This window comes from Streptomyces sp. NPDC088157 (assembly GCF_044741545.1).
In the GTDB taxonomy this organism is placed as follows: Bacteria; Actinomycetota; Actinomycetes; order Streptomycetales; family Streptomycetaceae; genus Streptomyces.
Genome location: NZ_JBIUSU010000001.1, coordinates 181,246 through 206,323, shown reverse-complemented (window position 1 = coordinate 206,323; position 25,078 = coordinate 181,246). Strand labels below are relative to the sequence as shown.

General features: G+C 71.8%; 25 protein-coding genes, 2 tRNA genes and 2 pseudogenes. 14 read left to right on the top strand and 15 right to left on the bottom strand.

What is annotated here, in order from left to right; translation table 11 throughout:
* The first annotated feature begins 61 nt into the window (after positions 1 to 61).
* From ehuB to ACIPFH_RS00875, 6 genes are all read left to right on the top strand, one after another.
* The gene (gene ehuB / locus ACIPFH_RS00900; protein WP_401821776.1) at positions 62 to 973 is read left to right on the top strand and encodes an ectoine/hydroxyectoine ABC transporter substrate-binding protein EhuB; all 912 of its coding nucleotides are present in this window, start codon (positions 62 to 64) and stop codon (positions 971 to 973) included.
* On the top strand, positions 970 to 1,614 hold the full coding sequence (gene ehuC / locus ACIPFH_RS00895; RefSeq protein WP_356263089.1) for an ectoine/hydroxyectoine ABC transporter permease subunit EhuC: 645 nt from the start codon (positions 970 to 972) through the stop codon (positions 1,612 to 1,614). The genes ehuB and ehuC overlap by 4 nt, the downstream gene beginning before the upstream one ends.
* Positions 1,611 to 2,261 carry an ectoine/hydroxyectoine ABC transporter permease subunit EhuD gene (gene ehuD / locus ACIPFH_RS00890; RefSeq protein WP_356263087.1) on the top strand — a complete coding sequence of 217 codons (651 nt, stop codon included), beginning with the start codon at positions 1,611 to 1,613 and terminating at the stop codon, positions 2,259 to 2,261. The genes ehuC and ehuD overlap by 4 nt, the downstream gene beginning before the upstream one ends.
* Positions 2,251 to 3,030, top strand: a complete 780-nt coding sequence (gene ehuA, locus ACIPFH_RS00885) for an ectoine/hydroxyectoine ABC transporter ATP-binding protein EhuA (RefSeq protein ID WP_356263084.1) — start codon at positions 2,251 to 2,253, stop codon at positions 3,028 to 3,030. The genes ehuD and ehuA overlap by 11 nt, the downstream gene beginning before the upstream one ends.
* Before the next feature lie 242 nt (positions 3,031 to 3,272).
* Positions 3,273 to 4,031, top strand: a complete 759-nt coding sequence (locus tag ACIPFH_RS00880) for an IclR family transcriptional regulator (protein WP_401821771.1) — start codon at positions 3,273 to 3,275, stop codon at positions 4,029 to 4,031.
* A 111-nt stretch (positions 4,032 to 4,142) separates the two neighbouring features.
* A tRNA-Lys gene (locus ACIPFH_RS00875) sits at positions 4,143 to 4,216 on the top strand.
* Between the two features lie 109 nt (positions 4,217 to 4,325).
* Here the strand turns inward: ACIPFH_RS00875 and ACIPFH_RS00870 are convergent.
* The 5 genes from ACIPFH_RS00870 to ACIPFH_RS00850 all read right to left on the bottom strand — a co-directional run bounded on the left by ACIPFH_RS00870 (position 4,326) and on the right by ACIPFH_RS00850 (position 10,101).
* Positions 4,326 to 6,044: an AMP-binding protein gene (locus ACIPFH_RS00870; protein WP_401821768.1), complete on the bottom strand. Its 1,719-nt coding sequence runs from the start codon at positions 6,042 to 6,044 to the stop codon at positions 4,326 to 4,328.
* Positions 6,045 to 6,084: 40 nt separating this feature from the next.
* Positions 6,085 to 6,546, bottom strand: coding sequence for a DUF3592 domain-containing protein (locus ACIPFH_RS00865; RefSeq protein ID WP_401821765.1), 462 nt, complete (start codon positions 6,544 to 6,546; stop codon positions 6,085 to 6,087).
* A gap of 89 nt (positions 6,547 to 6,635) precedes the next feature.
* Positions 6,636 to 7,241: a lytic polysaccharide monooxygenase gene (locus tag ACIPFH_RS00860; RefSeq protein ID WP_401821763.1), complete on the bottom strand. Its 606-nt coding sequence runs from the start codon at positions 7,239 to 7,241 to the stop codon at positions 6,636 to 6,638.
* Positions 7,242 to 7,341: 100 nt separating this feature from the next.
* Positions 7,342 to 8,451 (bottom strand): SPFH domain-containing protein, encoded by a 1,110-nt coding sequence (locus tag ACIPFH_RS00855; protein ID WP_401821760.1) that lies wholly within the window; start codon positions 8,449 to 8,451, stop codon positions 7,342 to 7,344.
* A gap of 75 nt (positions 8,452 to 8,526) precedes the next feature.
* Positions 8,527 to 10,101, bottom strand: a complete 1,575-nt coding sequence (locus tag ACIPFH_RS00850) for a peptidoglycan-binding protein (protein ID WP_401821758.1) — start codon at positions 10,099 to 10,101, stop codon at positions 8,527 to 8,529.
* A gap of 203 nt (positions 10,102 to 10,304) precedes the next feature.
* Here ACIPFH_RS00850 and ACIPFH_RS00845 point away from each other — a divergent pair.
* Positions 10,305 to 10,378, top strand: a tRNA-Lys gene (locus tag ACIPFH_RS00845).
* 301 nt (positions 10,379 to 10,679) lie between these two features.
* Here ACIPFH_RS00845 and ACIPFH_RS00840 read toward each other — a convergent pair.
* From ACIPFH_RS00840 to ACIPFH_RS00820, 5 genes are all read right to left on the bottom strand, one after another.
* Entirely contained in the window at positions 10,680 to 11,339 is a 660-nt protein-coding gene (locus ACIPFH_RS00840) for a class F sortase (RefSeq protein ID WP_401821756.1), read from the bottom strand.
* 3 nt (positions 11,340 to 11,342) lie between these two features.
* Entirely contained in the window at positions 11,343 to 11,948 is a 606-nt protein-coding gene (locus ACIPFH_RS00835) for a hypothetical protein (RefSeq protein WP_401821753.1), read from the bottom strand.
* A gap of 104 nt (positions 11,949 to 12,052) precedes the next feature.
* Positions 12,053 to 12,832, bottom strand: a complete 780-nt coding sequence (locus ACIPFH_RS00830; RefSeq protein ID WP_401821750.1) for an HAD-IIA family hydrolase — start codon at positions 12,830 to 12,832, stop codon at positions 12,053 to 12,055.
* A gap of 160 nt (positions 12,833 to 12,992) precedes the next feature.
* The gene (locus ACIPFH_RS00825) at positions 12,993 to 13,892 is read right to left on the bottom strand and encodes a hypothetical protein (RefSeq protein ID WP_401823682.1); all 900 of its coding nucleotides are present in this window, start codon (positions 13,890 to 13,892) and stop codon (positions 12,993 to 12,995) included.
* Between the two features lie 522 nt (positions 13,893 to 14,414).
* Positions 14,415 to 15,533, bottom strand: coding sequence for an ROK family protein (locus ACIPFH_RS00820; protein WP_401823679.1), 1,119 nt, complete (start codon positions 15,531 to 15,533; stop codon positions 14,415 to 14,417).
* Between the two features lie 428 nt (positions 15,534 to 15,961).
* Here ACIPFH_RS00820 and ACIPFH_RS00815 point away from each other — a divergent pair, with 428 nt between their 5' ends.
* Both ACIPFH_RS00815 and ACIPFH_RS00810 read left to right on the top strand, forming a co-directional pair.
* Positions 15,962 to 17,095 carry a Gfo/Idh/MocA family oxidoreductase gene (locus ACIPFH_RS00815; RefSeq protein ID WP_401821748.1) on the top strand — a complete coding sequence of 378 codons (1,134 nt, stop codon included), beginning with the start codon at positions 15,962 to 15,964 and terminating at the stop codon, positions 17,093 to 17,095.
* 14 nt (positions 17,096 to 17,109) lie between these two features.
* Entirely contained in the window at positions 17,110 to 17,604 is a 495-nt protein-coding gene (locus tag ACIPFH_RS00810) for a heme-degrading domain-containing protein (protein WP_401821746.1), read from the top strand.
* Positions 17,605 to 17,722: 118 nt separating this feature from the next.
* Here the strand turns inward: ACIPFH_RS00810 and ACIPFH_RS00805 are convergent, their stop codons facing one another.
* The 3 genes from ACIPFH_RS00805 to ACIPFH_RS00795 form a co-directional block, all read right to left on the bottom strand.
* A complete protein-coding gene (locus ACIPFH_RS00805; protein WP_401821744.1) occupies positions 17,723 to 18,580 on the bottom strand; it encodes a fumarylacetoacetate hydrolase family protein in 858 nt (285 codons plus the stop codon).
* Between the two features lie 239 nt (positions 18,581 to 18,819).
* Positions 18,820 to 19,530 carry a YidC/Oxa1 family membrane protein insertase gene (locus ACIPFH_RS00800; RefSeq protein ID WP_401821742.1) on the bottom strand — a complete coding sequence of 237 codons (711 nt, stop codon included), beginning with the start codon at positions 19,528 to 19,530 and terminating at the stop codon, positions 18,820 to 18,822.
* Between the two features lie 125 nt (positions 19,531 to 19,655).
* Positions 19,656 to 19,967: a DUF6412 domain-containing protein gene (locus ACIPFH_RS00795; protein WP_401821740.1), complete on the bottom strand. Its 312-nt coding sequence runs from the start codon at positions 19,965 to 19,967 to the stop codon at positions 19,656 to 19,658.
* Between the two features lie 499 nt (positions 19,968 to 20,466).
* Here ACIPFH_RS00795 and ACIPFH_RS00790 point away from each other — a divergent pair.
* Both ACIPFH_RS00790 and ACIPFH_RS00785 read left to right on the top strand, forming a co-directional pair.
* A pseudogene (locus ACIPFH_RS00790) lies at positions 20,467 to 20,646 on the top strand (DUF4158 domain-containing protein); the annotation flags it as partial.
* Between the two features lie 57 nt (positions 20,647 to 20,703).
* Positions 20,704 to 20,883 (top strand): hypothetical protein, encoded by a 180-nt coding sequence (locus tag ACIPFH_RS00785; RefSeq protein WP_401821738.1) that lies wholly within the window; start codon positions 20,704 to 20,706, stop codon positions 20,881 to 20,883.
* Positions 20,884 to 20,948: 65 nt separating this feature from the next.
* Here the strand turns inward: ACIPFH_RS00785 and ACIPFH_RS00780 are convergent, their stop codons facing one another.
* The gene (locus tag ACIPFH_RS00780) at positions 20,949 to 22,175 is read right to left on the bottom strand and encodes a serine hydrolase domain-containing protein (RefSeq protein ID WP_401821735.1); all 1,227 of its coding nucleotides are present in this window, start codon (positions 22,173 to 22,175) and stop codon (positions 20,949 to 20,951) included.
* Between the two features lie 290 nt (positions 22,176 to 22,465).
* On the opposite strand from ACIPFH_RS00780, the gene ACIPFH_RS00775 reads away from it, so the two are divergent.
* Positions 22,466 to 23,242 (top strand): MerR family transcriptional regulator, encoded by a 777-nt coding sequence (locus ACIPFH_RS00775; protein ID WP_401821733.1) that lies wholly within the window; start codon positions 22,466 to 22,468, stop codon positions 23,240 to 23,242.
* A 129-nt stretch (positions 23,243 to 23,371) separates the two neighbouring features.
* On the opposite strand, the pseudogene ACIPFH_RS00770 reads toward ACIPFH_RS00775, so the two are convergent.
* Positions 23,372 to 23,674: pseudogene (locus tag ACIPFH_RS00770) on the bottom strand (site-specific integrase); the annotation flags it as partial.
* A gap of 225 nt (positions 23,675 to 23,899) precedes the next feature.
* Here ACIPFH_RS00770 and ACIPFH_RS00765 point away from each other — a divergent pair.
* Positions 23,900 to 24,655, top strand: coding sequence for a hypothetical protein (locus tag ACIPFH_RS00765; protein WP_356246747.1), 756 nt, complete (start codon positions 23,900 to 23,902; stop codon positions 24,653 to 24,655).
* Entirely contained in the window at positions 24,648 to 25,031 is a 384-nt protein-coding gene (locus tag ACIPFH_RS00760) for a GntR family transcriptional regulator (protein ID WP_401821731.1), read from the top strand. Before ACIPFH_RS00765 ends, ACIPFH_RS00760 begins: the two co-directional genes overlap by 8 nt.
* Positions 25,032 to 25,078: the final 47 nt, after the last annotated feature.

The window sequence follows — 25,078 nt, the reverse complement described above, 5'->3', positions numbered from 1 at the left end:
ACGGTGTGCAGCATGCGATCCACGGCGCATACGTCGAATGGTCCTGGGTAGCCGCGCCGCCATGGCTCCACCGACCAGATTCAGTCATCGCACACACACCACCGGAACCACACGCCGATCGCTGCTCGCGGGGGTGGCGGCGCTCGGCACGCTGGGCGCCGCGGGCTGCTCACGGGTGGCGACGGCGTCGACCGCGGCCGGCGGCGACCTGCTGGAGAGACTCCGCGCCCAGGGTGTCGTACGGCTCGGGATAGCCGGTGAGATCCCCTTCGGCTACATCGACAGGGACGGCCGGCTGACGGGCGAGGCACCCGAGCTGGCGAAGGCGATATTCAAGCGCCTCGGGGTCGACAAGGTGCAGCCCGTGCCCACCGAGTTCGGGTCGCTCATCCCCGGGCTGGGTTCCCAGCAGTTCGATGTCGTGGCCGCCGGGATGTACGTCAATCCCGACCGCTGCGAGCAGGTGATATTCGCCGACCCGGATTATCAGATGCTGGATGCCTTCATCGTCCGCAAGGGGAACCCGAAGGGGTTGCACACCTACCGGGACGTGGTGGAGAAGGGCGCGAGGTTCGCCACCGGGACCGGGTACGCCGAGATCCAGTACGCCGTCGAGGCGGGGTACGAGCAGGACGACATCCTCGTCGTGCCCGACCAGGTCGCCGGGCTGAACGCCGTCGAGGCGGGGCGGGTCGACGTCTTCGCCGGTACGGCGCTCACCGCCCGCGAGGTCGTGAAGAAGTCCGCCAAGGCCGAGGCGACCAAGCCCTTCGCGCCGCTCGTCGGCGGCAAGCCGCACGTCGACGGGGGAGCGTTCGCGTTCCGGCCGACCGAGACGAAGCTGCGGGACGCCTTCAACACCGAGCTGCGGAAGCTGAAGAAGAGCGGGGAGCTGTTCCGGATCCTTCGGCCCTTCGGGTTCACCGAGGCCGAGATGACCGACCTGACCGCGAAGGAGCTGTGCGGCCCATGACCTCAGGACTCTGGGAACTCGTCCTCGGGGGGATCTGGGCGACCGTTCAACTGCTGGTGTTCAGCGCCCTGCTGGGCGCCGCCGTCTCCTTTCTCGTCGGGATCGCGCGTACCCACCGGCTGTGGATCGTCCGCTTCCTCGCGGGCGTCTACACCGAGGTGTTCCGCGGGACCTCGGCGCTCGTGATGATCTTCTGGGTGTTCTTCGTGCTGCCGCCCGCCTTCGGCTGGCAGCTGGTGCCGATGTGGGCGGGCACGCTCGCGCTCGGGCTGACGTACGGCGCGTACGGCGCGGAGATCGTGCGCGGCGGGCTCCAGGCCGTCGACCCGGCGCAGCGGGAGGGCGGGATCGCGCTCGGCTTCACGCCCGGGCAGCGGATGCGCAAGATCCTGCTGCCGCAGGCGGTGCCGGAGATGATCCCGCCGTTCTCCAACCTCCTCGTCGAGCTGCTCAAGGGCACGGCCCTGGTGTCCGTCATGGGCATGGGCGACCTGGCCTTCAGCGGCAACCTGGTCCGTCTCGCGCTCCAGGAGAGCGCGGAGATCTACACGTACGTGCTGCTCATCTACTTCGTGATCGCGTTCCTGCTCACCCGGGTGATGCGAGGGCTCGAGAACCATCTGAAGGCGGGTGTGCGATGAACTGGGACTGGGATGCCGTCCGCGACTTCATGCCGTTGTTCTGGGACGGTCTGCTCGTCACCCTGCAGGCGCTGGTCCTGGGCTCGCTGATCTCGTTCACGCTGGGCCTGGTGTGGGCGCTGCTGATGCGGACCCCCACGCGGTGGGTGCAGTGGCCGGTCGGGATCGTGACCGAGTTCGTCCGGGACACCCCGCTGCTGGTGCAGCTGTTCTTCCTCTTCTACGTGCTGCCCGAGTGGGGGCTGACCCTGTCGGCGATGGCCACCGGGGTCGTCGCGATCGGTCTGCACTACTCGACGTACACGATGCAGGTCTACCGGGCCGGTATCGAGGCGGTGCCCGCCGGCCAGTGGGAGGCGGCGACCGCGCTGAACCTGCCGAGGGCCCGGACCTGGCGTGCGGTGATCCTGCCGCAGGCGGTCCGCCGGGTGGTGCCCGCGCTCGGCAACTACGTCATCTCGATGCTCAAGGACACGCCGATGCTGATGGCGATCACCGTGCTGGAGATGCTCGGCCGGGCCCGGCTCTTCTCCCAGGAGCACTTCCAGTTCACCGAGCCCCTCACCGTGATCGGGGTGGCCTTCATCGTCATCTCCTATCTCGCCTCCCTCCTTCTGCGCACCCTGGAGCGACGCCTTGTCCGTTGACACTCTCGAGCAGCCCTCCGACACCCCCAGGACCACCGAGCTGATACGGCTGGAACAGGTCACCAAGCGCTTCGGGGACAACACCGTCCTCGACCATCTGGACTTCTCCGTGGAGCCCGGCAAGCACGTCACCCTCATCGGCCCCTCGGGTTCCGGCAAGACCACGATCCTGCGGCTGCTGATGACGCTGACCAAGCCCGACGAGGGCACGATCACCGTCGACGGGCAGCGGCTGTTCCCCGCGCCCGAGAAGCAGGTCCGCGAGGTCCGCAAGAAGATCGGGATGGTGTTCCAGCAGTTCAACCTGTTCCCGAACATGAGCGTGCTCAGAAACCTCACCGAGGCCCCGGTGACCGTGCTCGGCCTGTCCAAGGACGAGGCGGAGGCGCGGGCGCGCGAGCTGCTGGACCTGGTGGGCCTGGCCGACAAGTGCGACGCGAAGCCGTCCCGGCTGTCGGGCGGCCAGCAGCAGCGCGTCGCGATCGCCCGGGCGCTGGCGATGCGGCCGCAGATCCTGCTCCTGGACGAGGTCACCTCGGCGCTGGACCCCGAGTTGGTCGCGGGCGTCCTCGACGTCCTCAGGGACATCGCCCACTCCACCGACATCACGATGCTCTGTGTGACGCACGAGATGAACTTCGCCCGGGACATCTCCGACCAGGTCCTGATGTTCGACGCGGGCCGGGTCATCGAGGCGGGCCCGCCGGAGCAGATCTTCGGTTCGCCGGAGCAGGAACGCACCCGGGAGTTCCTGAGCGCGGTCCTCTGAGCACTTTCCCGGCTTCGAACCCGGTCCCAGCCGGACTTCAAGAAGTGAACTCCGCTCAGGTTCCCAGGTCTTGGCGCTGGGGCATGACTTTGGCATATGCCAGCGGGTCACTGCCGCAGTTGAGGGGGCCGAAGGTGAAACACATTCTCGCCAACAACCCCTCCCTTCGGCCCCCTTGGCCGTTATCGTGGAACTGATTCGCTGCCCGGATCACGGCCAGAGAAGCGACCAGGGGGGAAACCGTGGCGCTGAAGCACGAGCCGACCGCGCCGTACCACTCGGCCCAGGAAGCACTGCGCGTTCTGGAGACGGTGGCGCGGCACTCCACCGGTGTCACCGACGCCGAACTCGCCCGCCAGACCGGCCTCACCGCGGAGCGGCTGACCACCCTCCTGCGCATGCTGCGCCGCGAGGGCTACGTCGAGCAGGTCGCCGACGGGGCGTACGTCACGGGAGACGCCCTGACCCGCCTCGCGTCCGCGCACCTGCGCGAGCAGGCCCTGCGCGACCAGCTCCAGCACACTCTCGACCGGCTCCGCGACTCCGTCGGCGCGGCCGTCTACATCAGCCGGTACGTCGACGGCGAGGTCACCATCACCCAGTACGCCGACGGCCCCGCCACGCCGTCCGTCAACGAATGGGTCGACTTCCGCTCCTCCGCCCACGCCACCGCGCTCGGCAAGAGCCTGCTCGGCCAGCTCGACCACAACGGCCGGCGCGACCACCTCTCCCGGCACAAGATGGCCCGGCTCACCTCACGCACCATCACCAGCGACAAGCTGCTGCTCTCCCGCCTGGAGGCACAGCCGCCCACGGTCCCGATGCTCGACCTCCAGGAGTACGCGATCGGCACGGTCTGCGCGGCCGTCCCGATCACCGCCGGCTCCACGGCGGGCTGTCTGGCACTCTCCCTGCCCGTCGAGCACGCCCACCGGCTCCGCCAGGCCGCCGAGACCCTGAACAGGAACGCGGCACCGGTACTGCTGTCGCTCGCGATCTGAGCGCGTCCGCCGGGCGGCTCGGCGGGTGATCCGGGATGGTCCGGAGCACCCCCGCGGACCAGGTAGTATTTTCTCCGTCGTCAGCCGCCGAAGGCGGAGGGCGGGAGTCATGCGCCGCTAGCTCAGTTGGTTAGAGCAGCTGACTCTTAATCAGCGGGTCCGGGGTTCGAGTCCCTGGCGGCGCACCTCAACGGTGGCGGTTCATGTTCGCGGAAAGCGCGGACATGAACCGCCACCGTCGTTTTCCGTGCGGCGAAACCGCGCACGGCGGGGGCTCCGCGCCACCCACAGCCCTCAGGAAGGGCCCCTCCTGGACATGAGGGGCCCTTCGGCGTTCCCCCCACTCCCGATGCCTTCGATGTCTGCCGCGGTCAGCCTCCGGTACGTCGCCTCACCCGCCGGCCGCCACCACACCGGGTCGGCGCACCGGACCCCCTCCCGCCGCAGCCGCGCCCGGTGGATCTTGTTCGTGGCGGTGACGGGCATCCGCTCCAGCACCCGGACGAAGCGGGGCGCCATCTTCGTCCCCAGGTCGGGCTGGGCGAGGAGGAACCCGGCGAACCCGAGCGGGTCGAAGGACCCGGCCAGCGCCGCCATCACCTGGTCCCCGGTCACCGGATCCGGCACCGCGTAGACGGCCACCGCGGCCGCCCCCTCGTACCGGGCGAGGATGTTCTCGATCATCGCGGCGGCCAGGTTCTCGCCGTCGACGCGGAGCCGGTCGTCGGTGCGGCCCGCGAAGTAGAGGAAGCCGTCGCGGTCGCGGTAGAAGAGGTCGCCGGTCCAGTACGCGCCGTCCTCCCGGCGCCGCTCCGCTTCCGCCCCGGGGTTGCGCCAGTAGCCCTCGAAGGGGTTCGGGCCCCGGTTGACCAGCTCCCCGATCGCCTCCTCGCCGTTCAACAGCCGTCCGGCCGGGTCGAGATCGGCCGGCGGGCACTCGGCGCGCGTCCGCGGGTCGAGGACGACGAGACCGGGCCCCGCCCGACCGACCGCCCCCGCGGGGGTCCCCGGGGACCACTGCACGGCCGCCCCGCCCTCCGAGGAGCCGTACCCCTCCACCAGCCGGACCCCGAACCGCCGCTCGAAGGCCGCCGCGTCCACCGCCCCCGCCTCGGTGCCGAAGCCGAGCCGCAGCGCATGGTCCCGGTCGTCGGGGCGCGGCTCGGTGGCCAGGACGTACTGGATCGCGCGGCCCACGTAGGTGAAGTAGGTGGCCCGGTAGCGCCGTACGTCCGTCAGGAACCCGGAGGCCGAGAACCGCCTCCGCAGGGCGACCCCGGCCCCGGCCACCAGCGCGGGCGCCCAGTCGGCGATCACCGCGTTGCCGTGGAACATCGGCATGCAGACGTAGTGCACGTCGTCCCGGCGGACGGAGAACTGCCCGGCCAGGGAACGCCCGGCGGCGGCCAGCCGGCCCTGGGTGCAGATCGCGGCCTTGGGGGCGCCGGTCGAGCCGGAGGTGAAGTAGAGGAGGAGCCGGTCGGCGGGGGTGGCCCGGGAGGGGTCGGGGCGGGCGTTCGCATACGGGGCGAGCAGCTCGTCGTACTCCGGGGTGCCGGTGATCAGCAGACGGACCCCGGGCAGGTCGAGCCCCCTGAGGAGCGGGAGATGGGTGCGCTCGGTGATCAGCAGCCGGCACTCGGTGTGCAGGATGTCCCGGGCCAGTTCGGGGCCCCGCCGGGTGGGGTTGATCCCGGCGACGGCCGCGCCGGCGAGGGCGGCCGCCGACAGCCAGAGCGGGAACTCCAAAGTGTTGTCCAGCAGCACTCCGACATGCGGCGGGCCGTCCGGCGGAAGCAGGTCGGCCAGCAGTGCCGCACGCGCGGCGGCGCCGGCGGCGACCTCGTGATGGGTGAGGACGGTGTCCTCGCGGCGCTCGGGCTTCACGATGTCTTCGGCGGTCGCGGCGTGTTGGGTGTTCGCGGTGTGTTCGGCGGTCGCAGTGTTCTGGCACCACAGCCCGGGACGGTGGTCGCCCCACCGGGCCGCTACGAGTTCGGCGACGGACTCCATGGCGAGGCACGGTAGTTGACGTACCGTCAGATGTGGAGGGCTACGGCATGACGTCGTCGGCCTCGGCGAACATCCAGTGGGCGGTGACCATGAAGAAGACGCAGAAGGCGATGGCCACGCCGAGGAAGAGCAGCAGGCACCCCGACTCGGCGAGGAGCCTGCCGCGGGCAGGTGCCTTGGCCGTGGCCTCCTCGGGGTGGCCGGCCGCGTAGTGGACGGTGACGATGTCACCCTCGAGGGTCGTCCCCGGGCCGTTCGCCTCCTCGAAGCGGACGACCCGGCCCTCTCGGGTGGTGAACTCGTAGACGTGGTGCAGGGTCGTGCTGACCATGGTGTCGCCGCCGCCGCTGGCCGTCGTGTACGTCCGCAGACAGCGCGCCTCCGCGGTGAGGCCGCCGCTCCAGGCCCGGGCGAACCGCCGGGAGCGGCGGACCAGCCCGAACACGCCGCACAGCAGTGCGGCGATCATGGCCGACGGCACGATGTAGAAGAAGGCTTCCATGGGCTCCCCCGGTGTCCTGGCGCCGACCTGGTCGGGTCGGCGTGCAGGGAACGTACCCGCGCGCGAACCCGGGGGAGCTCAAGCGATGCTCAGAACGTGACGTCGGAGCAGGCGTAGAAGGCGTTGGTCGTGTCGGCGACCGTCCACACCGCGACGATCACGTGACGTCCGCTGAGCCCGGACGGCAGCGTGCCGCTGTGCGAGAGGGTGGACGGGGGCCGCTGACCGCCGTAGGGCACGGTCAGGAACGGGGTGAGGTTGAGGTCGGAGCGGGCCAGGTTGTGGTTCTGGTTCCAGCCCTGCCTGGTGACGTAGTACTTGAAGTCGGTCGTGGCGTGCATGGCGGTGAACTGCCAGCGGAAGGTGTAGTTCTGACCGCCGTTCACCTTGGTGGTCGGCCAGGCCCCGCCCGACGGGGTCTTCGGGCTGTCGAGCTGGGCGAAACGGGTGTTGTTCGCGGAACAGATCCGGCCGTCGGCCGCCCCGGACGCCGGGAAGCCCTTGGGGCCCTCGACGCTCTGCGGCTCCCACTGGATGTCGCCGCAGTTGGTGACGGTGCCGTTCTGGCAGAGCTTCTGCCGGCTGACGGGAAGGTCGGTGTAGCCGTGGCCGCTCGCGCCCCCGGCGGTGAGCACAAAGGCTCCCGCCGTGGTGAGCCCGAGCGCGGCGGCGTACCACTTGGTCTTTTTGCGCATGCTGCCGCTCCTGGAGAACGTGGGGAGTTCAGTGAGCTGAGCCGTGCAGGTCTAGACCAAGTTCGAGATTATTGCCGTTTCTTTTGCATGTCCAGACCAATCACGGCCCCTGTTCCCCGCGGCCCGCGCAGAAGGCGACGGTCAGGTCCTTCACCAGCGCCTTGCGCTCGTAGTCGTCGAGTTCCACGAGCCCCCGCATGGTCAGCCGGGTCACCGTGTCCTCCACCGAGTCCACCACGGAGGTGAGCACGCTCGCCCGGTGCTGGGCGTCGAGCGCGGCGATCCGGCGGCGGTGCATCGCGGCGGCGACCTCGGGGGCGTACTCGATCCGCAGCGGCCGCACCGCGAACACCTCCAGGCCGACCGCGCCCGCGTCCTGGGCGACCCGCCGGGTCAGCACCTCCCCCGCCGCCTCCACCGAACCGCGTCCCGCGCCCGGCGTCTCCACCGGGATCCGGGCCAGGGCGGCCTCCACGCACTCACGCAGATACGTCTCGTGGTCCTCCACGCCGAGCGTGGCCCGGGCGGTGTCCCGCACCCGCCACACCACGAGCGCCACCACCCGCAGCGCGACCCCGCTGCCGTCGGCGGCGGGCATCGGCTCGCTGCGCCAGTGCCGCAGCCGGACGTCCACCCGGCGGCGCAGCAGCAGCGGGTTCACCCACAGCAGGCCGGTGCGCCGCACGGTCCCCCGGTAGCGGCCGAACAGGCCCAGCACCCAGGCCCGCCCGGTCCGGCCCCGGGCCAGACCGCCGAAGCCGAACAGACCCAGCGCGCCGGCCCCCGCGTACGCCGCCCACTGCGCGGGACCCAGCCCGGCGCCCGAGAGCTGCGGCAGCCGCAGCGCCTGCGCCGCGTACGGTGGCAGCACCCCGGCCCACCACGAGGCGGCCACGCAGCCGGCCGCCCCGCAGAGCCCGGCGAACACGCCCGCCGCGCCCGGCAGCACCCGGGCCGGCCGCTCCACCAGGTCCGGGTCGACCTGCGCGACCGGGCGGGGCTTGTCCGGTGTGGGCCGGCGCAGCCGCGGCTGCTCCCCGGTGCCTGCCCGGCTGCCCACCACGGCCGACCCGAGCGGCACGGGCCGTGGCTCGGGCTCGTCGCGGAACAGCAGATGGACCGGGATCTCGGTGGTCTGCTCGTTCTGGATGAGCCGGGGGGACCTGGACGGTCCCTCGGACTCGGGTGTCTGTGACGTGGTCGTGTTCATGCGTGCCTCCAGCCTCCGCGCCAGCTACGCCATGACGGTGAACTGAGTGGGATCAGGGGAGCGAGCGGGTCCCGTCTACGAGAAGAGGCGCCGCCAGGTCTCCGGTCCCGGGTAGCCGTCCGCCGCGCCGCCGCGCCATCCCTGGGCGCGCTGGAAGGCCTCGACTCCTCGCCGGTCCGCCTCGCCCCAACGCGGTCCGGGTCCCGTCGTGTAGTACTTGCCGAAGCCCTTCCTGACCAGTTGCCTCCCCAGCCGGGTGACGTACGCGTTCTGCGCACCGGGCCGGAACATGCCGCGCCCGGGGTACGCGGGCACGCGCGGCCGCGACGGCGAGGCAGGCGGGCCGGCCGCCCCGGTTCCGGCGCCGGCCCCCGCCCCGTTCACTGGAATTCCGCCGGGACCGGTTGCGGAACCGGTCCCGGAACCGGAGCCGCCGCCGCCGGGACCAGTGCCGGTGCCGGAGGGGATGCCCGTGCCGGTGCCGGTGCCGGAACCGCTGCCGGGACCTGAACCGGTCCCGGGGCCGGCGCCCGCTCCGGAGGGGGTGCCCGCAGCCGGGGACCAGCCGGGGTCGATGTCCCTGCCCTTGCCGGCGGTCAGGAGGGCCCAGGTCCTCGGGCCGGGGATGCCGTCGGCGTCGGCGCCGCGCCAGCCCTGGGCCTGCTGGAAGGCCATGGTGGCCCACCCGTCGGACGCCGACCACCTCGGCCCCGGGCCCGAGCCGTAGAAGCGGGCGCCGCCGCGCTCGACGAGGAGCCGCCCCAGCTGGGTGACGTACCTGTTGTTCGCGCCGGGTCCGAAAGCCGCCCGCCCCGGGAACGGCGTCGTCGAGGCGCTCCCGGCGCCGGGCCTGTCCCCGCCGCCGTCGGCGGTACCGGCGCCCGCCTGCCCCCCGGAAGCGGGCGCGGCCTTCGTGAGGCCCTTGTAGCGGTAGGGGACGTAGTCGTCGGAATGGCTCCAGTAGGCGTAAGGAGTGGCCTGCCGGCGCGTGGTCGGGCGGGTCTGCTCGTAGACGATGTAGTAGCTGTGCGTGTAGTCCGTCCAGCCGCCGAAGATAACGACGTGCGAGCCTTTCTCGGGGTCGGACGGATTGTGGAACAGCAGAATGTCGCCGGGCTGGAGCTCCTCCTTGGTAATGCGCGTCCCGTACTGGTGGAGACTGCCCGTCCACTCGTTCCCGGACAGGTTCCAGGCCATGGACACGAAGCCCGAGCAGTCCTGCCGGTAACCGTCGTACCAATAGGCGCCCATGCTGTACGGCACCTCTGCCGAAACCCATTCCCTGGCCCGTCGGATGATCTCCACCCGGGTCGTCGGGGGCGTTCTGACCGGTCCCGCCAGTCCTCCAGGCCGGGCCGGCTGCCCCGCGGGACCGTGCAGCGGCGCCTTGCCGCCCTGGGGGGTCGCGGGCTCGTCACCTGCGGGTACGCCGGGCCGATCGGGGGCCTGCGGGGCGGCCAGGGCGGGCGCCGCGGGCGCGGCTCCGAGCGCCGCGGCCGCCGCCGTGGCGACGACCATGACGCGGTGGGCGGCCGTGCGACCGCCGAACGGGGCGGGCGGGGAATTCGACCCAGCCCGCCGCCGCGATACGCATCCGGGGCAGTCGCAGTCGCTCTCGGGATCGAATTCCTCGAATACCGGAGAGCCCATGCGATTCCCCTCACACTCCAGCTGGAAATGTCCGCGACTGTGCACGTTCGCCAGTTTCTCAACTGTCCCCCCGACGCGCATGCTGACGGTCCGAACGATGTACCCGGCACCCGTCCGGCGCCCGCCCGGCCCTGCGGCCCCGCGACCCCGGGCGGCTGGTCCGGGGCACCCCCGGGGGTCCTGTAGAGTTATGACGTCAGCAGGCGCCGCTAGCTCAGTTGGTTAGAGCAGCTGACTCTTAATCAGCGGGTCCGGGGTTCGAGTCCCTGGCGGCGCACAGACACCGAAGGCCCTTCGCGAAAGCGTGGGGCCTTCGTTCGTGTGCCGGAGCGGACGCCGGGTCCCTTCCGCGATCCGGACGTCGGCTTCGTCATCGGCCCGCAGGCCGACACGGGACCCGCACCGCCCACGGGAACGCCGGAAAGCGGTCGTCGCCCCCGTCCGCTGGGTAGGTGAACCTCACAGCCTCCCGCGCCGGTCGCCGGGTTACTCCCGCAGCCCGGGCGCGCGCGGTCGAGGACCGGCCCAGTCGGCGGTTTCGGGGGAGCGGGCCGCCGACCGGGCCGGGTGACACCGGATCAGGCGCTCGTGCCCGTCAGGTACGCCGACACGATCACGTTGGCCGTGTAGCTGCCGCTCACCCGGTCGAAGGTGCCGCCGCAGGTGATCAGGCGCAGTTCGGCGCGGTCCGACTGACGGGGACCGTAGGCCTGCCGGGCGTCGAAGCGGTCGCGCCGGATCACCTCGACGTCGTCGACGGTGAACTCGGCGACCTTCCCGTCGTCGCGGACCACCCGCACCGTCTCGCCCGCCTTGAGCGTGCTGAGCTTGTAGAAGACTGCGGGCCTGGTCGCGGTGTCGACGTGCCCGACCAGCAGGGCGGTGCCCCGGGCGCCGGGCTTCGCGCCGGCGGCGTACCAGCCGACGACGCCCGCCTGGTCGAAGGGCGGCGGGTCGACACCCCCCTCGGCGTCCAGCCCGCGGGCGACGACCGGGGCCTGTACGCCCAGGTCGGGGATATCGATGCGTTGCGGCAACGCCTGCCCCAACGGCCTGGCGGCAGGCGGGAGTTCGGCGTCCGGCGGGCGTCCCACCGCGGCCATGTCACCTGTGGCCGGGGCGGATATTCCGTGCCGTACGTCGGTCACCTGGCGCCCCCACAGCCACAGCCCGAGCAGCAGCACCGCCCAGGCCAGGCCGGTCAGAAGGCGGCCGGAAGAGCGTTCGCGGTCGGACATCGTTCATTCCGCCCTGCGTCTCCGGTGTACACCGCGGAACACGACGGCGGCCGCGGCGACTCCGGCGAGCACCAGCCCGACGACCGCCTGCACCGTGCCGGGGCCGTGGCCGTCCGCCTTGGCCTCGTCCGCGGCGGCGAGCGGGGCGGTGCCGCCGCCGCCCGCGTGGACGGGGGCGACGGGAGAGGCGGGCGTGGACGGCCCGTACGGCTCCGACGACTGCGGTGCGCGCGGTGACGACTCGGCCGACGACGCGACGATCTTGATCCGGCCCTTCACCTCGAAGTCGGCGCAGGTGATCCGCACGTCGTAGGTGCCCGTCCCGATCGAGGAGCGGACCCGGGTGTCGCCGACGAGCGTGCCGCCCGCGCCGCCCCCGCCCACGAGCCGTGCGTCCGCGACGAAGGCGTTCGAGGCCGCGGTGGCCGTTCTGCCGCCGCAGCCGCTGACCTTCAGTGTGACCTCGTCGCCGGGTGCGGGCGTCGACGGTGTGACCGAGACGCTGCCGCCCTTGTCACCACTGCCTTCGTCCGAGGCGTACGCCGTCGGGATCAGCACCGCGGCGACCACGGCGACGCCCGCACAGAGAGTGATTTTCAGTGAACTCATCGTGAACCTCCAGCTGTTTGGAGACTCCCCCGCCGGGACCCGGAGCGCATCCTCAGGCGGGGTATCACTGCTCCGTACGAGTGGCTTACGCCGTGTTACGGGTTTCAGATCCGGTCGACGAGATCGGCGATCGAGTCCACGATCCTCGACGGGCGGTACGGGAAGCTCTCGACCTGCTCGGGCCGGGTCAGACCGGTCAGCACCAGGAACGTCCGCATGCCGGCCTCCATGCCGGCGAGGACGTCGGTGTCCATGCGGTCACCGATCATCGCGCTGCTCTCGGAGTGGGCGCCGATGGCGTTCAGGCCGGTGCGCATCATCAACGGGTTCGGCTTGCCCGCGAAGTACGGGTTCTTGCCGGTCGCCTTGGTGATCAGCGCGGCGACGGCCCCGGTGGCCGGCAGCGCGCCCTCGGCGGAGGGGCCGGTCTCGTCCGGGTTGGTGCAGATGAACCGGGCGCCGTCGTTGATCAGCCGGACGGCCTTGGTCATCGCCTCGAACGAGTAGGTCCGGGTCTCCCCGAGGACGACGTAGTCGGGTTCGTGGTCGGTGAGGATGTAGCCGATGTCGTGCAGCGCGGTGGTCAGCCCGGCCTCGCCGATGACGTACGCCGTGCCCTCGGGCCGCTGGTCGTCCAGGAACTGGGCCGTGGCCAGCGCGGAGGTCCAGATGTTCTCGACCGGCACCTCCAGACCCATCCGCCGCAGGCGGGCGTGCAGGTCGCGCGGGGTGTAGATCGAGTTGTTGGTGAGGACCAGGAACGGCTTGCCCGAATCGCGCAGTTTCTTCAGGAAGGCGTCGGCGCCGGGGATCGGCACGCCCTCGTGGATGAGCACACCGTCCATGTCGGTGAGCCACGACTCGATGGGCTTGCGGTCTGCCATGTGCGGGGTCTCCCTGCCGTGCGCGGGTACGCGGTGGCCGCGCCTGTATGTGGTGCTGCGCCTGCACGCGGTCGCTGCGTGCGCCCCAGCCTAAGCACAGGCCGGATCTTGAGGGAATGGCCGGTTCCGAGGCGTCCACCGGCTGGGACGCGACCACGGCTCACCGGCGTCGACGGGCCAGCCTGCGGGCCAGCAGCAGGAGCGCTCCGGCGGCGAGGAGGCAGGCGGTGCCGGTGACCAGGATGGCGGGCGAGGTGAGGCCGGTGCGGGCGAGTTCCTCGGCCTCGTCGGCCAGGGAGAGGCGGCCGGTGTCCGCGGCGGAGGCATCGGGGGCGGGGGTGGCGGAGAGGGTGGGACCGGGCGTGGGCGCGGCCGGGTCGAGGCCGGTGCCGGAATCGGCGGTGCCGGAATCGGCGGTGCCGGGGTCCGGGGCGGCCTCGACGGCGAAGCGGTAGTCGTTCGACTGACCGATCCAGTCGCCGTCGTCACCGTGCCGCTGGACGACCGCCGCGTTGGCGGTGACGGCGTTGGGCGCCGTGTCCGAGGTGAGGGCGAGGCGCAGCTTGACGGTGAGGGTCCGGCCGGGGCCCACGGTGAAGCCGGGGAAGCGGTCGGTGCCGTCGGCCTGTCCGGTGGCCTGTCCGGTGACCTGTCCGGTGGCCGGTCCCTCGGTGGCCGGTCCCTCGGTGGGGCCGTCGGTGAACGCTCCGACCAGTTCGTCTTCGTCGGTGGGTTCGAAGCGGACCGGGTGCGGTCGTCCGTCGGCGTAGAACTCCAGGTGCGCCTGGGACGGCTTCAGGGTGCGTCCGGCGTCGACCAGGACGACGACCGGGTGGATCCCGTCGCAGGTACGGCGGGTGGTGTTGGTGAGGTCGAGATACCAGGTGCCGTATCCGCCCCCGGCCCGGTAGGAAGCCGGGCCCCCGTGCAGGCGGGTGGTGAGGGGGAAGTCGGCGCCGTCGGGGCCGGCGCATCCCGGACCGGCTTCCGCGTGGGCCGGCGCGGGAAGGAGGGCGGCGGCCACGGCGAGGCAGAGGGAGACAGGCGGGCACAGTCGCATGAACACGTGAGCCTGCACGAAGGAGTCCGGCGAGACGGGACGGCACACCGCACGACCGTACGAATCCCCTCGTTCGGCGCAAACGCAAGCATCCGCCCACCGGTCAGTGAGCGACCGGCTCAACAGCCGGCCGGGCCGTAGGCAGCCGGGCCGTAGGCAGCCGGGCCGTAGGCGCCATCCGGCACTGGGCTCGACAGCCGGGCCGGCCATGGGAGGCACCCGGCACCCGGCACTCGGCTCAGCCGCAAGCCCGGCCGTGGGAGGTGTTCGGCCGTCGGCTTGGCGGGCGGCCCGGCCCCGGGGAGCAGCACCCGGCACTCGGCTCGGCAGCCGGCCGCGCCGGGGGAAGCACCCGGCAATCGGCTCAGCCGTGGGCGACACCCGGCCGCCGGCTCGACACCGACTCGGCCCTCGGCCCGGCCCATGACGCCGAAGGTGAACAGGGCCACGAGGCCCACGGTGACCGTGATCGGCTCGGCCCTCGGGCCCGTCGGCGGGTCGGTCCGCGGCCCGGTGGTCGGGTCAGCCGTCCCCCCGGCCGAACACCGGAGCCAGCAGCAGTTGCGCCGCGCCCTGCGCGACACCGCGGGCGCCGCCCGGGGCGAGGCGTACGGGTACGGCGCCCTCCGGCGAGCCCTCACGGCGCGCGCGGGCGTCGAGGACGGCGGCGACTCCCCGTACGAACGGCTCCGGCGCCGCCGTGATCGTGCGGCCGCCCAGCAGCACGGCGTCGATGTCGAGCAGTCCCGCCAGGTTCGCTGCGCTCTCGCCGAGCACCCTGGCCGCCTCGGCCACGTCGCCCCGGCCGATGGCCGCCAGGCACAGCGCCTCCACACAGCCCCGGTTGCCGCAGGGACAGGGCGGCCCGTCCAACTGGAGCACCTGGTGCCCGAACTCGCCCGCTCCCGTGCGGGCCCCCCGGTGCACGGTCCCGCCGATCACCAGGCCGGCGCCGAGGCCCGTACCGAGGTACAGGCAGGCGAAGGAGCCGCGCTCCCCGCCGACGGCGAGGCCGAGCGCGGCGGCGTTGGTGTCCTTGTCGACGACCACCGGCGCGCCGAGCCGAGCCGCCAGCACCTCCCTCAGCTCGAATCCGTCCCACTCGGGAAAGCCGGTGACCCGGTGCAGCACCCCGCGGGCATGATCGAGGGGCCCGGGGAGCGCCACTCCGACGCCGAGCAGGGTCGACACGACACCACCACCGAGTACTTCCGTCACCTCGCGCACCACCGCTCCCAGCACCGCCTCCGCCCCCGCGCCCAGGGACAGCGGGACGCGGCGCTCGCCCACCACGCGCCCGTCGAGGTCGGCCAGCACCACCCTCAGCTCGTCCCGGTCGAGGTGGACCCCCACCGCGTGGCCGGCCTCGGGGACCAGCCGCAGGACCGTACGCGGCTTGCCGCCGGTCGACGCGCGGTGGCCGGCCTCCGCCGCCAGGCCCTCCTCCCGCAGCCGGGCGGTGATCTTGCTGACCGCCTGTGGGGTGAGCCCGGTGCGCTCGGCGAGCTCCAGGCGGCTGATGCCGTCCGCCCCGGCGGTGCGCAGCAGATCGAGCACGAGCGCGGCGTTGTGGCTGCGCAGGGCGAGCAGGTTCACGCCCGTCGGGCGGCCTGCCGGGCGGTCCGACGTGCGCTCCACCAAGCGCCCCGCCGAGCGGTCCGAAGTGCGACCCGTCGAGCGGTCCGCCGTGTGCCCCGTCGAGCGGTTCGCCGTGTGCCCAGTCGAGCCGTTCGACGTGTGCCCAGTCGAGCGGTTCGACGTGCGATCCGCCTCTCCGTCCGGTGTACGGGCCGCCGCGCGATCCGGCGTACGGTCCGCCTCGCCACTCCCTGTGGGGCCCGACTCGCGGCCTGGCTTACGGGCCGCCTCACCGTCCGGCGTGCGGGCCGCCTCGCCGTCCGGCATGCGGGCCGCCTCACCGTCCGGCATGCGGGCCGCCTCACCGTCCGGCATGCGGGCCGCCTCGCCGTACAGCGTGCGGTCCGTGCGGGCTTCGCCGTTCGCGCTGTTCACGTTGCCATTGTCTCCCGCGCTTGCACTTTAGCAACAGCGTTGCCAAAGTGGATGGCATGACTGGACGCACAACTGGCGAGACCGACTCCGCCACCGGCACCGGCACCGGCACCGACCCGGCCGTCACTCCGCTTCGCGTGGGCCTGATCGGCTACGGCCTCGCGGGCTCCGTGTTCCACGCCCCGCTGATCGCCGCGACCGAGGGCCTCGTCCTCGACACGGTGGTCACCTCGAACCCCGAGCGGCAGGAGCAGGCCCGCGCCGAGTTCCCGGACGTACGCGTCGCCGCCACCCCCGACGACCTCCTCGCCCGCGCCGACGAGCTGGACCTGGTCGTCATCGCGTCCCCGAACAAGACGCACGTACCGCTCGCGACCGCCGCCCTGAAGGCCGGACTGCCGGTCGTCGTCGACAAGCCGGTCGCCGGCACCGCGGCCGAGGCGCGGGAGCTGGCCGTCCTCGCCGAGGAGCGCGGCCTGCTGCTCTCCGTCTTCCAGAACCGCCGCTGGGACAACGACTTCCTGACCCTGCGCAAGTTGCTGGACGAGGGCGAGCTGGGTGACGTCCGGCGTTTCGAGTCCCGGTTCGAGCGGTGGCGGCCGCTGCCGAAGGGCGGCTGGCGCGAGTCGGGCGACCCCGCAGAGATCGGAGGTCTCCTCTACGACCTCGGGAGTCACCTCGTCGACCAGGCGCTGGTCCTGTTCGGCCCGGCGGCCTCCGTCTACGCCGAGGCCGACGTCCGCCGGCCCGGCGCGGAGACCGACGACGACACCTTCATCGCGCTGACGCACGCGAACGGCGTCCGCTCCCACCTCTACGCATCCGCGACGACGCCCCAACTCGGCCCGCGCTTCCGGGTGCTGGGCTCGAAGGCGGGCTATGTGAAGTACGGCCTGGATCCGCAGGAGGCGGCCCTGCGGGAGGGCGAGCGGCCCGACGGATCCCCGGGCTGGGGCACCGAGCCGGAGGAGTTGTGGGGCCGCGTCGGCGCCGGCGAGTCGCCGCTGACCGGCGGCGGACGACCCGAACAGACCCTCCCCGGCGACTACCCGGCCTACTACGCTGCGGTGGCCAGGGCACTGATCGACGGCGGCCCCAACCCGGTGACCGCCACCGAGGCGGCCGCCGCCCTGGACGTACTGGAGGCGGCCCGCCGTTCGGCACGAGACAAGGTGGCGGTGACGCTGTAGTGGGAACACACCAGATGACCCCGAAGTTCACCCCGGAGATCACCCCGACCCTGGAGGAGCTCCAGGCCCAGGAACGGCGGCTGATCTTCCGGCAGTTCACGAACGACGACGCGTGGGAGCTCGGCTCCCTGCTGGTGGAGCTGGCCCGCGAGCGCCAGGCGCCGGTCGCCGTCGACATCCACCGCGCCGGCCAGCAGCTGTTCCACGCGGCCCTGCCCGGCTCGACGCCCGACAACGACGCCTGGATCGCCCGCAAGCGCCGGGTGGTGGAGCGTTTCGGCGCCTCCTCCTACCTGGTGGGCTCCCGCTTCCGCGCCAAGGGCACGACGTTCGAGGAGTCCTCCCGCCTGGACCCCGACGAGTACGCGGCCCACGGCGGCTCCTTCCCCGTCAACGTGGAGGGCGTGGGCATCATCGGGGCGGTGACGGTGTCGGGCCTGCCCCAGCTGGAGGACCACCGGTTCGTGGTGGAGGTACTGGAACAGTTCCTGGAGAAGTACCTGGGCTGAGACGCGCCCAGGGGGCGGCGGGGCCGTGCCATGGTGCGGCCCCGCCGCTCGGGCGCGATCGGCCGCCGTCAGCCCGCGGACAGCAGACCACCGTGGTTCCCCGCCCCTCGGCGGAGCGTCACGCGTCCTTGAACTCCTGGCGCTGACGGCCGAGCCCGGCGATCTCCAGCTCCACGACGTCCCCGGCCCGCAGGTACGGCTTGGGCTCCGGCTCGCCCATGGCCACCCCGGCGGGCGTCCCGGTGTTGATGACGTCCCCCGGGTACAGGGTCATGAACTGGCTGACGTAGCGGACGACCTCCCCCACCGGGAAGATCTGCTGGGCCGTGGTCCCGTTCTGCTTCAACTCCCCGTTGACCCAGAGCCTCAGGGACAGGTCCTGCGGGTCGGCGACCTCGTCCGACGTCACCAGCCACGGCCCCAGGGGGTTGAACGTCTCGCAGTTCTTCCCCTTGTCCCAGGTCCCGCCCCGCTCGATCTGGAACTCCCGCTCGGACACGTCGTGCGCGACGGCGTACCCCGCGACATGCGCGAGCCCGTCCGCCGCCGACTCCAGGTAGCGGGCCGTACGCCCGATGACGACCGCCAGCTCCACCTCCCAGTCGGTCTTGAGGGACCGGCGCGGCACGAGGACGGTGTCGTAGGGCCCGACGACCGTGTCCGCCGCCTTGAAGAAGACGACCGGCTCGGCAGGCGGCTCGGCCCCGGTCTCCCGGGCGTGGTCGTGGTAGTTGAGCCCGATGCACACGATCTTGCCGATCCGGGCCAGCGGCGGCCCGATCCGCAGCCCGGTCGCGTCCAGCACGGGCAGTTCCCCGGACTCGGCGGCCTCGCGGACCCGGCCGAGCGCGACGTCGTCGGCGAGCAGTGCCCCGTCGATGTCCGGGACGACCCCCGAGAGGTCCCGCAGGACGCCCTGGGGGTCGAGCAGCGCGGGGCGCTCCGTTCCCGCCGTACCGACTCGCAGCAGCTTCATGGTCACTATCTCCCTCGATCGCGGGCAGCCGTCCGACGGGTGCAGCCATCGGAGGACTGGTCGATCCTCCAAGCTCACCATCGGCTCCGCAAGCCCCCGTTCACGGACTGGACCGACCGCCACCGGTCCGAGCCCGCCCTCACCGGCCCGGGACCACCCTCACCGGTCCGGGACCACCTTCACCGGTCCGGTGCCGTCACCCGCAGGACCGTCGATCCGTCGATCCGTCGATCCACCCGTCACCTGTACAGGGCGGCCCGCTCGAGCGCGCTCCACGTCGTGCTCGTGATCACGTACAGCGCGGCGGCCAGCGGTACGACGGCCACGGTGACCAGCGTGAAGAAGGACAGGAACGGCATGACCTTGGTGATCGTGCCGAGCCCGGGCACCTCCTCACCGGCGGCGCCGTCCCGGGGCAGCGGCAGCGGCGCCCGCTTCGCGCGTACGAAGTTGAAGGAGGCGACGGCCGCCACGACGGCGAACAGCCCCAGGTAGACCAGCCCGGCCGCGCCGAACAGCCCGCCGTCGGCCAGCGCGTCCGTCCAGCGGTGACCGAGGGGTGCCGCGAACAGTTGGTGGCCGAGCAGTCCGTTGTCCTCGCCGCCGATCGAGGAGCTGGAGAAGAGGTGGTAGAGGAGGAAGAAGGCGGGCAACTGGCAGAGGCTGGGCAGCAGTCCGGACAGCGGCGACACCTTCTCCTCGGTGTGCAGTTCCAGCACGGCCCGCTGCAGTTTCTCGGGGTTCCCGGCGTGCTTCGTGCGCAGCTCGGCGATCCTCGGCTGCAATGCGGTGCGGGCCTTCTGGCCCCGGGCGGCCGCGCGGGACAAGGGGTGTACGAGAAGTCGTACGAGCGCGGTGAACAGGACGATGGCGGCGGCCGCGGCGGCGGCGCCGAACAGGGGGTGGAGCAGGTCGGCGAGATGCTCGACCAGGCTGGCGAAAACGGACATGGGTGGTGAGCCCTCCGGGGGTCTCGTCGTGCCGAGGAGAACGGGACTGACGGCATGACGACCCGCGCGGGTCACCCACGTACCAGGTGCACGTACTCAGGTGCACGTACTGGTGCCGAGCGGCCCTAAGCGACGGTCGTCGGGAGGGCGCGGCCGGGTGCCCTGGGGCGGGGGCGGCCGGAGGCGTCGGGATCGCGTTGCGGCAGGAAGGCCGTACGGCGGGCCCGGTCCCTGATGGCCGTGCGCACCCGGGTGGGCGGCACGGCGGGGGCGCTGCGCGCGGCGACGAGGCTGCAGACGGCCAGCGCGGAGCCGGCCGCCGCCGTCGCGGCGAGCGCGACGGCGGCCGGGAGGCTGCCCGCGTCGAGAAGCACGACGTCGACGAAGAGGAGGAACAGCACGAGGGCGGGACGCGGCACGAACCGACTGCGGATCACGCGCTCCCCCTTTCTCTCGTCTTCGGCTCCCGGCTCGGCTGCGGGCGCTGAGTTCTGAGCTCTCACGCCCTGGGCTACGGGCGCTGATTTCTGAGCTCTGAGCTCTGAGCTCTGAGCTCTGAGCTCTGAGCACTGAGCACTGAGCACTGAGCACTGAGCACTGAGCACTGAGCTCTCGGCGTTCGTCTGCTTGTCCAATGTCGGTTATACCTGACCGGCCTCGATCGACTCCAGCAGCCTTTTCGCCTTCAGCGGCGCTCGGCTGACCGGATCCGCCGGGTCGGGGTCGAGCCCCCGGCCCCGGCGCCGGTACCTGTACCGGCGCGGGCGGTGGCCGCGGTGAGGGGCTTGGGCACGGGATGGGCTACCCGGGGTTAAGGAACATCGGAACGAAAACCGGCGCTAAGCCCGTCGCGGGCCTGAGAGCGCTTTGACGTGGGGGTCTGTGGGGCGGAGCCTTCGGCAGTCGTGTTGATCATTGACTGTCTGGAGGTCCGGGGTGCCGGTCGAGTTTCTGACGGATTCGCAGGCCGCGGCATGCGCGGTGTACGACGGGGCGCCGTCGCGTACGGAGTTGGAGCGGTTCTTCTTTCTGGACGACGCGGATCGGGCGCTGATCGAGCCGAAGCGGCGGGCGTACAACAGGCTTGGTTTCGCTGCCCAGCTCACGACCGTGCGGTAGCCGCCGCTCGACTCCGACGCGGACGAGGCTTGGCGGAGCCAGCTCCTGACCCGCTTGGGCACCGTACGGCCGTTCCTGGGGCTCCTGGTGACGGTGGTCGACTTCGGTGCCACCCCGGAGGGCCTGCCGGTCCTGGAGGCGTTGGACATGCTCGGCCGGTACTCCTGCCAGCTCCCCGACCTGCCCGGGGACCTGCGTCCGTGGCGTGAGCCGGACGCCACCGACGAGGGATGACGCCCGGCGCCGGTCCCGGGCTCTCGTCTCTGACCCCAGCCGCAAAGTATCGGTCGAGCTCGTTGTCAGTCGATGGCCTGGTAGAGCGTGGTCCAGAAGTCGTTCATGGCACGCGGCGAATCCGGGGTGGACAGTCCGACCTGGGTGAGCAGGACTCCGGTGAGCTGGTTGGTCCTGTCTGCGTAGGCGGTGGTGCCGGTACCGCCGAACCAGCCGAACTGGCCGATGGGCGCGTAGTCGCCGCGATAGGTGCGCACCGCCATCCCGAAGCCCCAGCCGCCGTTCGACCCCTGGCCGGACGACAGGTGGGCGACGTTGCTGAACATGGCCTCCCGGGCGGCTAGTTGCTCGGGCGAGAGACGGTTGGTGGTCATCAACGCGACGGCGGCCCGGGACAAGATCCGTTCACTCCCGTGCATCCCGTGGTTCAGCAGCATCTGGAAGTAGGCGTGGTAGTCGTCGGCGGTGGAGACCAGCCCGCCGCCGGCGCCCTGGAACGCGGGAGGCACGCTGGACCTTCCCCCTGCCGCCTCGTCCCACACGAGGAACTCGCCGGTCTGCGGGTCGGGCCCGTACAGCGGCGGCAGTCGGTCGATCTTGTCGGCGGGCACGTGGAAGGCGGTGTCCTTCATCCCCAGCGGATCGAGGATGCGTGTCCGCAGGAACGTCTTAAACGACTGTCCCGTGACCCTGGAGACGAGCACACCGACCACCTCGTTGCTGAGGTCGTACTGCCACCGCACCCCGGGCTGGTACTGCAGCGGCAGTTCGCCGAGGCGGCGCATCCACTCGTCCGGCTCCGGGGCCGGCCCGGATGCCACGCTGTAGTCGAGACGCTCGAAGGTCGCGGCCCTGATCGGGGAAGCCATCGACTCGAAGTCCACCCCGAGCCCGAACGTGGAGGTCAGCAGGTCCCGTACGGTGATCGGCCGGTGTGCCGGCATGGTGTCGTCCAGGGGTCCGTCGGGCCGCTTCAGCACCTGCCGGTCGGCGAGTTCGGGCAGCCACTGGTCCACGGGGTCGTCCAGCCGCAGCCGACACTCGTCGAGCAGGATCATCGCCGCCGCCATCGTGACCGGCTTGGACGTGGACGCCATCCGGAAGATCGTGTCCCGGCGCATCGGCGCGCCACCGTCATGACGCATCGTCCCGATCGCTTCGACGTGCGTCCGGCCGCCGCGGCTGACGAGGGCGACAAGGCCGGGAATCTTCTTGGACTCGACGTGCTGTGCCAGCACCTCGCGCAGCCGGCGCAGCCCTGTGTCGGAGAAGCCGCTGTTGCTTGTTCCCATGATGAATCTCCTGTTCACGGTGTGGTTCTCACGGCGGCCCTGGTGGCTGCCTGGCCCTTCGAATGGCCATGCGCAGAGCCTGCAGCCTTGACCCGAGGTCAAGGTCAACCCCCTGTACCGATCAAGGGGTGACCGGCACCGATCGCAGGCGTCCCGGTCCCTCTTGGCAGCAGGGGGGGCTGGAACTGGTGCGCGCTATCCTCACCCCGGTGATCATCCGGACTTCCCGGCCGTCACCGACGCGGTGCGCGAGACCGCAGCCGCCCACGATCCGGAGGTGCGCCGAGCCGATGACAGACGGGCTCACGATCGGTCAGGCGGCGGCGTTCGTCGGTGTCACGATCAAAACCGTGCGGCACTATCACCGGCTCGGCCTGGTCGCCGAGCCGGAACGCGACGGCTCCGGCTACCGCCGTTACCGATCGGACGAGCTGTACCGGCTGGTCCAGGTCCGGACCCTGGCCGCGGCAGGCGTGCCGCTGGCCGAGATCGGTGACCTGCTCGACGCCGATCCCACGACGTTCGCCGCGACCCTGGACGACATCCACCACCAACTCACCGAACGGATCGAAGACCTGATCGCGCGCCGCGACAGGCTGCACCGTCTCGACCATGGTGACCGCGCCCTGCTGCCCGACCGGGCCTGCGCGGTCTTGGAGCGGTTCGCCGAACTCGGCTTCGGTCCCGACTACGTGGCCGGTCAACGGGAGGCTCTGGTGCTGGCCCGGGCACTGGTCCCGGAGATCTTCGACAGCTTCCTGGCCCGGCTCGAACACTCCCTGGACGACCCCGAGTCCGTCGAGCTGACCAAGCGCTGTTGGGATGCGAGGGCCTGGGATCCGGACGACCCGCGGATCGAGGAGTTGGCGTCCACGCTGGCCGACAAACTGCTGACCCAACGGGCGCTGCTGGCGATGCCGACCGGGTTTCAAGACCAGTCCGACGCTGCCTCCCGGTACGCAATGGTCAACCACCACCGGGAAGACCAGTCACCGTCGATCGCCCGGTTGAACACGCTGGTCGAGGCGAACCTGCGCGCGGCCGGCATCACCGTTCCGGGTCAGTGACGGCCGCCCAGCAGACCCGGCACTGCGGCGAGACGCCCGCCGCGTCCCGCCGCGCCCGAACCGGGATCTGCCCGGCGGACGGACACGCGTACAACCATTGACGGGCACGGCCGTCACAGATGACGTCTTCCGCCACAGCGTCTTCTCCCGCAGGTGCACCTCCCGCCGCGCGATCAGCCGGTCGATCGCCATCTTCGAGCGGGCAGGGGTTTCGGAGTCCGGTGGCGTGAGCCGCTTCGCCCAGGCAGGGACCGCCGGGCCGTCGTACCCGCGCTCATCGCACCAACCCAGCTACGAGAGCACCGACGCACGCCGGGCGTTCCAGGTGTTCACCGCAGAGCTGCCCCACAGCAGTTCCAGGGTCTCGCCGATCTCGTCGTCCGCGACGGACACGAGGGGCCGGCCCTCACCGAGCCGCTCGGCGGTCTTGCCCTGCGGGAAGACTTCAGGCGGGTCCGGCCGCCGACGCCCCGTCAGCCGCCCACCAGGACCGACAGATCCTTAGCGCCGGTTTTCGTTCCGATGTTCCTCGACCCCCTACCCGGTGCGGGCACCCCGACAGGCTGCTTGTATCAACTGGTTGACACAAGATCCCGGCTCCCGGCATCTTGTACTCACCACTTGATACAAGTACGCGTACTCACCGGGGGCCCCGACATGCTGGACACCGTTCCACCTGAGCGTCTGCTCGCCCGCGCCGACCTCTGCGCCCGCTGGGCCGGGCTGGCCCTGGGCGCCGTCGTCGCACAGCGGTTGGCGGTTCGGGACAGCGACGACGTCGCCATGACCTTCCTCAGCGCGGTCACCGCGTTCGGACTGTGCGCGGTCGGCGGCGTCCTGCTCGGCGACTCCCTCACCCCCGCCCCGCTGGAAGCGGTCCGCACCGCCAGCCTCGCCCCGCGCCGGGTCCGTGACCACGTACCGCCCCGGATGGCCCCGCTGCTGCTCTTCCAGACGGCGTGTCTCGTCGTGCTCCTCATGATCGGGGCCGCCGCGGCCTCTCCCGACACCATGGGCCGGGCGGGCCGGGCCGTCACCGTCACGTGCAGGAGCGTGACCAGACCCCTCGGCCCCTGGCCCGGCATCCACTACGCCACCCCGATCCTCGCCTCCATCGCCCTCGGAACCGCCGCCTGCGTATGGGCCCTGCGCCGCATCGCCCACCGCCCCGGCGGGAACCAGCAGCGCCACGACCGCTCATGGGCGATCACCGCGGCCTGGGGACTGCTGGTCTCCAGCCAGTTGCTGCTCGTCCTCGGGATGATCGGCCGGGTACTGTCCCGCACGACCTGCGCCGGCATGCTGGGCAACGTCACCGCCCTGGTGATCTATCCCCTGGGCCTGCTGACCCTGTTCAGTCTGGGATGGTCCCTGTTCACCATCGTCGTGCCCCGGGCCGTCGGCGATGAGTGAACCGGCGGTACGCGTCGACACCACGAGCCAGGTGCCGCCGTACGAGCAGATCCGCGCCCAGCTCGCCGCCCTGATCGTCACCGGCCGACTGACGGAGGGGGAGCGTCTGCCGACCGTGCGCCAGCTGGCCTCCGACCTGGGTCTGGCGCCGGGCACCGTGGCCCGCGCCTACCGCGAGCTGGAGGCCGCCGAGCTGATCCGAACCCGTCGTGGCGCGGGCACCCGGGTGGCGGCGCCCCCGTCCGAACCGGCCCGACCCGATCCCGACCAACTCGCCACCCTGGCACGTGACTTCACCTCCTCCGCCCGCGCCCTCGGCGCAGACACCGAGGCCGTCCTGACCGCCGTCCGAGAGGCCCTGGCGGAAGGGTCGTAGTGCGGCCGCCGGGCGGTCGTCGAGCGGTCACGGGGCGGCCACGGGGC